The organism is Ensifer sp. 22521, from assembly GCF_052044795.1.
GTDB lineage: Bacteria > Pseudomonadota > Alphaproteobacteria > Rhizobiales > Rhizobiaceae > Ensifer.
In genome coordinates this window covers 86,672-97,678 of record NZ_JBQENM010000026.1, presented here as the reverse complement: position 1 = coordinate 97,678, position 11,007 = coordinate 86,672, and the positions used below count along the sequence as shown (strand labels likewise).

Sequence of the window (11,007 nt, the reverse complement as noted above, 5' to 3'; positions counted from 1 at the left end):
GATCTGCCCGAACGCGAGAGCATGGAGTTCGACGTTGTCATCGTCGGGGCGGGGCCTGCCGGTCTTGCGGCGGCGATCCGGCTGAAGCAGGTCAATCCGGAGCTTTCGGTCGTCGTCTTGGAAAAGGGCGCCGAAGTCGGCGCGCATATCCTCTCGGGCGCCGTCGTCGATCCGATCGGCATCGACCGGCTGCTGCCGGGCTGGCGCGACGAGGCCGATCATCCGTTCAAGACCGAGGTCACGGACGACCACTTCCTGTTCTTGGGCCCGGCCGGCTCAATGCGCCTGCCGAACTTCCTGATGCCGCCGCTGATGAACAATCACGGCAACTACATCGTATCGCTCGGCAACGTCTGTCGCTGGCTGGCAAGCCATGCGGAAGCCCTCGGCGTCGAGATCTATCCGGGCTTTGCCGCAACCGAAGTGCTCTATAACGACAAGGGTGCGGTCATCGGCGTTGCCACCGGCGACATGGGCATCGAGCGCAATGGCGAACCGGGACCGAACTTCGCCCGCGGCATGGCGCTCTTGGGCAAATACACGCTGATCGGCGAGGGCGTGCGCGGTTCGCTCGCCAAGCAGCTGATTGCGGAATTCGATCTCTCCAGGGATCGCGACGTCCAGAAATTCGGCATCGGCCTGAAAGAGCTCTGGCAGGTCAAGCCCGAGAACCACCGGCCCGGGCTGGTGCAGCATTCCTTCGGTTGGCCGCTCGGCATGAAGACCGGCGGCGGTTCGTTCCTCTACCATCTCGAAGACAACCTGGTCGCCGTCGGCTTCGTCGTGCACCTCAATTACAAGAACCCCTATCTCTTCCCGTTCGAGGAATTCCAGCGCTTCAAGACCCATCCGGCGATCCGCGGCACCTTCGAGGGCGGCAAGCGGCTCTCCTACGGTGCCCGCGCGATCACCGAGGGTGGCTACCAGTCGGTGCCGAAGCTGTCGTTCCCCGGCGGTTCGCTGATCGGCTGTTCGGCCGGTCTCGTCAACGTGCCGCGCATCAAGGGCAGCCACAATGCGGTGCTGTCGGGCATTCTCGCGGCCGAGAAGCTGGCGGCGGCGATCGCGAGCGGCCGCGCCAATGACGAGCCGATCGAGATCGAGCGCGGCTGGCGCGACAGCGCCATCGGCCAGGACCTGAAGCGGGTCAGGAACGTCAAGCCGCTGTGGTCGAAGTTCGGCACGGCGATCGGCGTTGCGCTCGGCGGCTTGGACATGTGGACCAACCAGCTGTTCGGCTTCTCGTTCTTCGGCACGCTGAAGCACGGCAAGACTGACGCGCAGAGCCTTGAGCCGGCCGCGCAGCACCAGAAGATCGATTATCCGAAGCCGGATGGCGTGCTGACCTTCGACCGGCTGTCCTCGGTGTTCCTGTCGAACACCAACCACGAGGAAGACCAGCCGATCCACCTGCAGGTCAAGGATCCGGAGCTGCAGCGCACGTCGGAACTCGACGTCTTTGCCGGCCCGTCGACGCGCTACTGTCCGGCCGGGGTCTACGAATGGGTGGAGAAGGACGGCAAGCCTGTCTTCGTCATCAACGCGCAGAACTGCGTGCACTGCAAGACCTGCGACATCAAGGACCCGAACCAGAACATCAACTGGGTGCCGCCACAAGGAGGCGAAGGCCCGGTCTACCCCAACATGTGATGGCCCGGGTGGGGCCGCACGGACCGCCGTCACAGTCTATCCGGACAAGGAATGGTCGCGCTACCGTCCTGGGCGTGACCAAAGTCAAAAAAAAGCCCCGCAACAATGGCCGCATCGCTTTGTCGATCGCGGCATTTCGAACGCATATTGGAGGGCGATTTACGCTTCGCTCTTGAGGGTCTCCTTTTGCGTAATTAGTCGCGCCGAATGGTGCCCAGAAATGAACACCCAAAGCCAGCTCAGGGCGACCGCCATGCGGCTTCGGGTGCCAATCAGAAAGTAGATGTGCGCAAGTCCCCAAATCCACCAGGCAAGCCAGCCCTTCAACCGCAGAAACCCGAAGTCGATTACCGCCGCACTGGGCCCGATTGTCGCCAAGTTGCCCAAGTGCTTGTAGCGGAATGCGGGCAACGCTTTCTTCTGCGACAGCCGGGCCGCGATCACCGCCGCGACGTACTTTCCCTGCTGCTTCGCCGCCGGTGCTATCCCAGGAACCGGCTTACCATCCTCCGAGCGTACTGCCGCGGTATCGCCTATCACGAAAATCTCCGGGTGCCCGGGTGCCGTCAAGTTCGGGTTGACCAGCACCCGGCCGGCGCGGTCGCTCGGTGCGTTAAGCCACTGGGCCGCCTTTGACGCCTCGACACCCGCAGCCCAGACTACAGTACTGCACGGAATTTCCTGGTCTCCGATCCGCACACCGTTCTCATCGCATGCAACGACCGGACTCTCGGTCAATACAGTCACCCCCATCTTGGAGAGTGCATTGGTAGCGTATGAAGACAGTTCAGCAGGGAACACTGGTAAGATGCGCGGGCCTGCTTCTATCAACAGGATCCGAGCGCTCTTGGTGTCTATGTTACGAAACTCTTTGGCCAAGGTGGTCTGCGCAAGCTGCGCGATGATCCCAGCGAGTTCAACACCGGTCGGTCCAGCACCGATAATGCTGAAGGTGAGCAGAGCTTGACGGGCCGCCTGAGATTGCTCGACTTCTGCTCTCTCAAAGGCAAGGAGAAGACGCCGCCGGATGGTTGTTGCGTCTTCCAACGCCTTTAGACCGGGCGCGAATGGCTCCCACTCGTCGTGTCCGAAGTAGGCGTGTCGAGCTCCTGTCGCGAGTACGAGAGTGTCATAGGGAATAGGCGGACCATTTTTGAGCAAAACAAGCCTTTGGCCGGCATCGATTCCTACTACGTCACCGAGCAGCGTTTTGACATTCTGGCGACCCCGGAAGAGGGCTCTGATCGGCCATGCGATGTCGGAGGTCGCAAGGACTGTCGTCGCCACCTGGTACAAGAGCGGCTGAAATAGATGATGGTTCCTACGATCGACGATTGTGATCGAAACGGATGGGTGTATGAGGTCCCTCGCAAGCTGTAGTCCGGCAAAGCCAGCGCCAACAATCACAACCTGGTGGTTACTCATCGCGAGTGCTCCTTACCCTTAAGAGACGCCAGTGCACCTCTCGGTCCGCAATTGCTCCCGTGCAACATTTGGCGGCGCGTTAAGCAGTTGCTCTGCTACCTGCGCGTTTCCATTTGTTGCCAAAAGTCCAATCCGGAAAAGCAAGCAACGCTTTTATTGGGTAAGGATTGCTGATCCACTTGCGAGAGCGGGGTAGAATGCATGGTGCGCCGGTAGCTTGTGACTATCGTGCGGCCGCGAGCAGGCTGCGATAGCGGCTCAGGCTGTCGCTCAGATGCGTCGAAAGGGCTGTCTGCGCGGCCGCCTCATCGCCCTGGGTGATAGCAGACAGTATCATCGCATGGTCTTTCTTGATCTTGGCGACGAAACTGGCGCGCGACGGGCCGGACTGCCTGAACTTCATCAGGAGTTCGGAGCTGATTTCTCCCATGAGCGCTTCCAATAGACGAGGGAAATGCGGATTTCGGGTGGCTCGCGCGATGGCCATGTGAAAGGCGAAATCGGCTTCGGCCTCGGCTTCGATGTCGTCGGTTTCAAGCCCGTTCAAGATATCGTAGGCGCGCGCTATGTCGGCAAGCGCCTCAGGCGTGCGCCGCGCCGCAGCCAGCGCAACCGACTGCATTTCCACGCCGAAGCGCAGTTCAAGGATTTCAAGGGCCGAACGGATATCGTCGATGCGGCCCGCCTCGAAATGAATAGGCCGACTGTCGCGCTCCGTCACGAAGACGCCGGAACCCTGGCGGGCGACCACACGGCCGGCGCTTTTCAGAGAAGCTAGGGCTTCTCGCATGACTGTCCGGGAAACGCCAAACTCTTCGCAAAGCTCGGCACTGGACGGCATCCGTCCCCCCGGCGGATAGGTGCCGTTCTCAAGCCGCTCGCTCAGTTTCTCGACGACGAGCTGCGCAAGGTTGCCGCGCTGGGGGATAATGGACATTGAACTCCTAAACCTCAGATATCTGATGCCATTTATCATATAAGGTCATATATCGCTGCCGCCAATTCGTTTCAGATCTCGTCTTCGCCCATCATGGCGTCGAGCACCGAAATTGGATGGGGCACTGTCTTTCTGTCGATCTCCTTGACTTGCGATCGACAGGAATAGCCCGTTGCCATGATGACACGCTGTTCCGTCACGCGGTCGATTTGGGATTTCCAACTCATGGCATACAGCGTCTCGGAGATTGACCGGTTGCGGACCTCATGGCCGAAGGTCCCCGCCATCCCGCAACAGCCCACATCGGCGATTTCAAGATCGGCACCAACCGCATTGAATATCTGGCGCCAAGCGGCAAGGCTCGCGGCAGCGTTCGTGCGCTCCGTGCAATGAGGCAAGAGAATAAGGCGCTCCGGGATCCGGGCGCTGGCAGCGTTGAACGAGGCGAGATGATCGCGAAGCCATTCTTGCGGCAGGAGAACTCTCGCCTTCATTCTGGTTTCGGGAGAGGCAGAATATTCGCTGCGAAAGGTCAGGGTCATCGATGGGTCTAGGCCGACAAGTTGCACTCCAAGGCGCGCGAGATTGTCGAAGTAATCGGCAGTCCGCAAAGCCGACTTTCTGAAGGCCCGCAGGTAGCCATGGACATGCAACGCCTTGCCGTTGTGGTAAGGGGCGGCGAGGTAGGGTGTCAGGCCGAGCTTTCTCGCGAGGCTCAGCGCTGCGACGACCACAGCCGGATCAAAATTGGCGGTGAAGGCGTCTGGCACAAAGACGACGGTCTTCGCGCGTATGTCGACCGGCAGTTCGGCGATACGCTCGACCGTCGCAATCATCGCTCCCATCGCTTTTGCTTGCTTTTCTAGCGAGAGAGCCGGTAGGGCGGGCAGCGCCGTCAGGCCGACCTGGTGCAATAGGATGCGGCCTGTCCGAGATCGGACAAAGGTATTGTAGAGCGGCCGTGCCTTCGCCATCAATGGCAGGAGGGTCTCGATCGCCGCGACGATCGGATCCTTGACCGGCCGTAGATAGCGGGCGTGGTAGAGTTCGAGAAACTTCGAACGGAAAGCGGGAACATTGACCTTGACTGGGCACTGACCTGCGCAAGCCTTGCAGGCGAGGCAGGTGTCCATCGCCGCGCGCACTTCGTGGGAAAAATCATCGCGGTTTGCGGGGTTGAGTGTGTTCCAGGCGCGAATGGGCAACGTCAGAAGGCTGCCGACCGAGGTCTGGCGCTGGGCTTCCTTGCGCGGATCGATCTTTTTTTCCGACAGCAGGCGCAGCCATTCGCGTATCAATGATGCCCGGCCCTTCGGGGAATAGCGGCGGTCACGCGTCGCCTTGTAGGACGGGCACATCGGCGTTGCCTCGTCGAAATCGAAACACGCGCCGTTGCCATTGCAATAAGCGGCATTGTCAAAAGCGGCACGGATGTCATTGGCGATCGACCGGTCGAAAGCGCCACGCAGCGGCACGTCATCGATCTTCAGGAGCTTTGCATCATCCGGCGTCGCGATCTTTCCCGGGTTGAGACGGTTCTCCGGATCAAAGGCCGCCTTGATCGCTTGCAACGCAGGATACAGCGGACCGAAATATTCGGGCACATATTCCGAGCGCACGCCTTTGCCGTGCTCGCCCCATAGCACCCCTCCATGTTTTCTGGTCAACGCAACCACCGCGTCGCTGATCCTGCGGACCTTTTGCTGGTGATCGACGCGGGTCAGATCGAGGGCAGGGCGGACATGCAACACGCCGGCGTCCACATGACCGAACATGCCATAGGACAGGTCTTCGGCGTCTAGAAGCGAGCGGAACTCGCGAATGTAGGCGGCAAGGTTCTCTGGTGGAACGGCCGTATCCTCGACAAAGGCGACGGGCCTTACCGAGCCCTCGACATTTCCAAGCAGGCCGACAGCACGCTTTCGCATCAGCCAGATCGCCTCAACGTCAGGCTTTTCCGTTGCTACGGTATAGCCCTTGTGACGCAAGGTGACATTGTCGAGTGCCCTCTCGATGTCGGCTACTTTGCCTCTCAGGTCTGCCTCGTCGTTGGCAATTACTTCAACGACATTTATGCCGTTGGAGGACGCGGCCTCATCATCCGGGAAGAAGCGAGCGATATCGTTCCAGACGATATCCCCTTTCGCCAGGCCGAGTACCTTTTCGTCGACCGTCTCGACGGAGGCTACTCCAAGCGTCGTCAGTTCACGGGCATCTTCGAGCGCACTGTTGAAATTGTCGTATCGGATGTTGAAAAGTGCCGAGCGCGCAGGGATCGGCAGGAGATTCAGTTCAGCTTCGGCGATTATCGCGAGCGTGCCCTCGGAACCGCAAAGAATGGCATTTAGGTCGAAGCTCCGGTCGGCGCGCCTGACATGAGCGAGATCATAGCCCGTCATATAGCGGTTTAGCTCGGGGAATACTCTGTCAATATCCGCTTGTTGCTCGCGGGTGATGCGATCAACAGTACGGTAGATTTCGCCAAGCCGGTCGGTGCGGGCGCAAGCCGCCGTAAGGGCCGAATTTTCGAGCGGTCGTATCCACACATCCGTGCCGTCGGTCAGCACCACACGCAGCCCCAGAATGTGGTTGCTCGTCTTGCCATAAAGGCAGGAACCTTGGCCGCATGCATCGGTTGATATCATACCGCCGATGGTTGCTCGATTGGATGTGGATAGCTCGGGCGCAAAGAATAGGCCGTACCGTTCGAGTTCGCGGTTGAGCTGATCCTTGACCACACCAGCCTCCACTCGAGCTATACGGCGGATCGGATCGATCTCGAGGATACGGTTCATGTGGCGAGAGCAATCGACTGCGATACCCGAGGTCAACGACTGTCCGTTTGTGCCGGTGCCACCCCCTCGTGGTGCAACTGTGATCTCGCCAAAACGTGGTTCGGACAGAATCTTCGTCAACACGCAAATATCGCCTGCACCCCTGGGAAAGACCACGGCCTGCGGCGTCAGCTGATAGATCGAGTTGTCTGTCGCCGACACGACCCGACCGCTGGCGGTTGTGTCAATGTCGCCTACAAATCCGGCTTCAATTAAGCTTTCAAAAAACGTCGGGCTGGGATCGTCGATTGAAAGAGGCGATGTAAGATGGGGGATCATGGCACAAATACCGGCATTTGGAAGTTGGCATACAACTGCTATCATACCTATCAACGAATGGCCAGTATGTCACAGCGCCATTCGGTAGCGAAAACGGCACTGAACAGGATGAAGCGTATTGCTAAGATAGAACTTATCATATAACTTACAGCTTATCCATTCCAGGAAAAGCGCGAGGGTGAAGATGAACAACCAAACTGTCGTGATCGTTGGTGGGGCTGCGGGACTGGGGCTTACGACTGCGAAATTGATGATCGCGCACGGCGCATCGAAAATCGGCCTTATCGACCGCAATGAGGCCCAGCTTGCGTCTTCGGCGGCCGATCTTACTGCGCTTGGTGCGGAGGTCGCGACGGCCGTGGCGGACATTTCCCAGGCGGAGACGGCTCATAGGGGCTTCGAAGCGGTCGCTGGCAGGCTCGGCCGTATCCATGCGCTGGTCAACAGCGCGGCGATCTATCCGCGCAAGCCCATTCTGGAAATTACCGATGATGATTGGGATCTCGAAAACGCAGTAAACGTGAAGGGTACCTATCACATGATGGTCGCCGCCGTTCACCACATGCGCCAGTTCGTAAATGCACCGGAGGTGACGGGCCGCATTGTCAATGTAACGTCAGTCGATGCCTTCAAGGCGCATCCCCAAAATGCCCACTACGCTGCTACTAAGGCTGCGGTGGTCAGCCTGACGAAGTCGTTCGCCCAGGAATGCGCCAAAGACCAAATCCTCGTAAACTCAGTGGCGCCGGCAGGCTTTGCCACCGATAGGGCCAAGGAACTCGGGTTCCTCCCGGAACTTGCCAAGGCCAGCGCGCTCGGTCGTGCGGCAGAACCTGCGGAGATGGCAGAGTGGATCGTCATGATGGCGTCGAGCCGCAATACCTATGCCACCGGCGAAAACGTTGTCATCAGTGGAGGCTACATCTATGTCTGACGCCTACCGCGTTGCCGTCGTGACGGGCGCCACCAGTGGCATCGGCAAAGCCATCGTACCTACGCTGCGAGCCCGGGGTCTGACGGTGTATGCCGTTGGCCGTAACGAGGAACAACTTGCAGCGTTGTCTGCGGCAAGTGGAGCTATCCCGGTGCAGGCAGATGTCCGCGACACGGCACGCATCGCCGAAGCGCTTGCCGGCGTCGAGGTGGATATTCTCGTCAACAATGCTGGCATACTTTCTACCCGCGCCTCGTTCCAGGACATCGAGCCCGCCGAGATCGATGCGATGATCGATATCAACCTCAAGGCGCCACTTCATCTGACGCGCGTCATACTTCCTGGCATGGTCGCGCGAAAGCGCGGTCACCTCATCTACATAGGCTCGAGCGGGGGGCAAGCACCGTACCCCAACATGGGCGCCTATGGAGCCTCCAAGGCAGGCCTCAGCCTCTTCTGCGATAATCTGCGCTGCGATCTGCTCGGAACCTCCGTCAGGGTCAGCGAAATAGTCCCGGGCCGTGTTCAGACGGATCTCTACCGCTCCTCCATTCCTGGCAACCAGGCAAACGCGATGCTTTACGACGGCTACCGACCGATCCAGCCGGAACATATCGCGCGCATTGTGGACGACGTGATTTCGCTCCCCGTGTACGTCGATGTTGCGCGTGTTGAAGTCTTTCCGACGGACCAGGCAACGGGTGGCGGCACGATGGTGAAGTTCGAATCGGGAAAGGACGTGTAGTTGTCGATTGACCGGCCAAACAAGAACATCACGGACGCATCTGATGTCATCCAATTCTATCGACCGATTGCGATCCGATCCGTCATAGCCGCTCAAGCCATGATGCCCCGCCTGCGCACTCAATCGCGCCTGGAACGCTCGGCGACCGCAGCCACGGGTCTCCCAATCGATTTCCGTTCGGTCTCTGAGGATTGAGCGCTCCTCGGCTACTCGGCCGTGTCTGACCAGAGTGCCAAATCTTAGAGTAGTGCTGTGTTCACGGTGGCCGCGTGCCAACCGTCACAGGTTCCTGCTTTGTGCCCCGAAAGTCGCATGATCGTCCGGAACGGGCACAGTCGTACACGGTAAACCCCTTCATGCCTTCGGCTTTTCCATCAAATGAAAGACGGTCGCAGCGATGACCTGAACCTGGCCCCATCGCAGGTGCACGGACATCACATTCGCTGTGCATCTTCCCTTGCGACGGACCGCGAGCCGCCGGCCGGTCCGGAGATCGTGAAGGAGGAGTGGATGAAACCCGGTGCGACGGTGATCGATGTCGGTTTGAGCCGCGTTCCGACGAGCGAAGGCAAGACGACGCGCTTAATCCCCACGCCAAAGCGGCTAAGATCTTATGCGCCGCAGTACCCCGTCGAGTGCAGTCGAGAGCGCTTGCGTCCCGCCATACTGCACAAACGTCTCAAACACCTGTTCGTTCAGTCCACCCTTCGTGGAAAACTCGCGCCTGAGGTCACTCAAAGAAGTTTGTTCTGCGTGGATCGCGGCATGCGCGAGGCTTGAAAACAACGGGGCGAGATAGGCACGAGCCTTCTCCTGCGGCAAGCCGTTCTCGGCAAGCCATCCTGTTACGTGATCGAGCACGCCGAAGTAGGTGCCCATCAACGTGCTGGCCGCGGCNCAGCAGGTCGTATTCCTTCTTTGTCTCGCATTCGACCGCAGTGCCAAGAGCGTCGAAGATCTTGGCAACCCGCTCGTTGGGCGGAAAGATTGCCGTGACACCTTGGCGGTCGGCGACAAAGGGAAGCGGGATGGCTTGCGTCAGCTCGACATCCTTGCCGATCCAGCTGAGAAGCCTTTCGCGGTCAACGGCGGCGACAACGCTTACGACCACTTGGCCCTGCCGAAACTCAAGCGCGTTTATGACCTCTTCAGCGATCTGCGGGCGGATCGCGAGAAACACCACGTCTGCGGATCTGGCCACGTCCTGATTGTCGGCGGCGATTTTCACCGCAGTGAAGCTGTCTGCGAGCCGGCTCGCGATCTCCCGGCTGCGCGGTGAAACGATGATTTGTGAAACCGAGAGTTCGGAGACGACGATCCCTTTCACCATCGCTTCGGTGATCGTGCCGGTGCCGATGAACCCGATGCGCATCTCTATTCCGCCGCCTTGCGAGGCGCGAGCGAGACGTCCGTCGTGTAGTTCTCGCGCATGAAGTTGATGAAGTTGTCCTGGAATTGCCGCGTATGGGCGTGGGCAAGTTCATCCGCAAGATCGGCATTGCCGGCGCGAATCGCTTCCAGCATTTGATTGTGTTCGTCGGTGAGCAAGTAGCCTTCGTGGGTGCGTTCCAGATATTCGAAATGCAGGTGCAGCATGCGTTGCCCCTGATTGAGAAGCCTTTCGTAGAACGAGGCGAGATAGGCATTCTTGCCCGCTTTCGCGATCGCCATGTGGAACTGCTTGTTCGCCTCCGACATCTGCAGATGGTTCGCGCCCTTGACGGCCGTTTCGAACTCCTTCTGCCGCTTGGCAATCGCCTTCAGATCGGCGTCTGTCCGGAGCTGCGCAGCAAGGCGCGTGTTCATCCGCTGGGCGATGTCGAGGGCTTCGACGTACTTCGGAAACGTCGCCACCTCGATCGGCGCGACAATCGTGCTGCGATTGGAGAGCGTCACCACGAGTTCCTCGCCGGCCAAACGGATCAGCGCCTCGCGAACCGGAGAACGCGACATGTCGAAGCGTTCCGCCAGGCTGTTCTCGTCAAGCAGCTGTCCCGGAGTAAGCGTCAGCGCCAGAATCTCGGTTCTGAGCGTCTCATAGACGCTTTTCCAGCCTGTCCCCTTGGCCCGCTTGGTTTCCGCTTCTTCAGACACTTAGCACCCTTTCCGATCTTTCCCGACCATATGGCCAGAACGGGCAGTCGGAGACAATGTAAAATTTCCGCTTGACTTTGTCGACACAGAGACGACATTAATTCTCGTG

General features: G+C 59.3%; 7 protein-coding genes and 1 pseudogene. 3 read left to right on the top strand and 5 right to left on the bottom strand.

Features of this window, described 5'->3' with window-relative positions; all coding sequences use genetic code 11:
* The coding region (locus ACTJKE_RS29485; protein WP_440691838.1) for an electron transfer flavoprotein-ubiquinone oxidoreductase at positions 1 to 1,650 on the top strand (1,650 nt) is incomplete at its 5' end.
* Positions 1,651 to 1,809: 159 nt separating this feature from the next.
* Here ACTJKE_RS29485 and ACTJKE_RS29480 read toward each other — a convergent pair.
* The 3 genes from ACTJKE_RS29480 to ydiJ all read right to left on the bottom strand — a co-directional run bounded on the left by ACTJKE_RS29480 (position 1,810) and on the right by ydiJ (position 7,125).
* Positions 1,810 to 3,075, bottom strand: coding sequence for an NAD(P)/FAD-dependent oxidoreductase (locus ACTJKE_RS29480; protein WP_440693355.1), 1,266 nt, complete (start codon positions 3,073 to 3,075; stop codon positions 1,810 to 1,812).
* Positions 3,076 to 3,298: 223 nt separating this feature from the next.
* A complete protein-coding gene (locus ACTJKE_RS29475) occupies positions 3,299 to 4,012 on the bottom strand; it encodes a FadR/GntR family transcriptional regulator (RefSeq protein ID WP_440693353.1) in 714 nt (237 codons plus the stop codon).
* A gap of 71 nt (positions 4,013 to 4,083) precedes the next feature.
* Complete coding sequence (gene ydiJ, locus ACTJKE_RS29470; RefSeq protein ID WP_440693368.1) at positions 4,084 to 7,125, bottom strand: D-2-hydroxyglutarate dehydrogenase YdiJ; 3,042 nt, start codon at positions 7,123 to 7,125, stop codon at positions 4,084 to 4,086.
* A gap of 184 nt (positions 7,126 to 7,309) precedes the next feature.
* Here ydiJ and ACTJKE_RS29465 point away from each other — a divergent pair, with 184 nt between their 5' ends.
* Together ACTJKE_RS29465 and ACTJKE_RS29460 are read left to right on the top strand one after the other, a co-directional pair.
* On the top strand, positions 7,310 to 8,059 hold the full coding sequence (locus ACTJKE_RS29465; protein ID WP_440693351.1) for an SDR family NAD(P)-dependent oxidoreductase: 750 nt from the start codon (positions 7,310 to 7,312) through the stop codon (positions 8,057 to 8,059).
* Positions 8,052 to 8,804 carry an SDR family oxidoreductase gene (locus tag ACTJKE_RS29460; RefSeq protein WP_440693349.1) on the top strand — a complete coding sequence of 251 codons (753 nt, stop codon included), beginning with the start codon at positions 8,052 to 8,054 and terminating at the stop codon, positions 8,802 to 8,804. The genes ACTJKE_RS29465 and ACTJKE_RS29460 overlap by 8 nt, the downstream gene beginning before the upstream one ends.
* Before the next feature lie 603 nt (positions 8,805 to 9,407).
* On the opposite strand, the pseudogene ACTJKE_RS29455 reads toward ACTJKE_RS29460, so the two are convergent.
* Positions 9,408 to 10,176: pseudogene (locus tag ACTJKE_RS29455) on the bottom strand (pyrroline-5-carboxylate reductase).
* A gap of 2 nt (positions 10,177 to 10,178) precedes the next feature.
* Entirely contained in the window at positions 10,179 to 10,898 is a 720-nt protein-coding gene (locus ACTJKE_RS29450) for a GntR family transcriptional regulator (RefSeq protein ID WP_440693347.1), read from the bottom strand.
* Positions 10,899 to 11,007 lie beyond the last annotated feature (109 nt).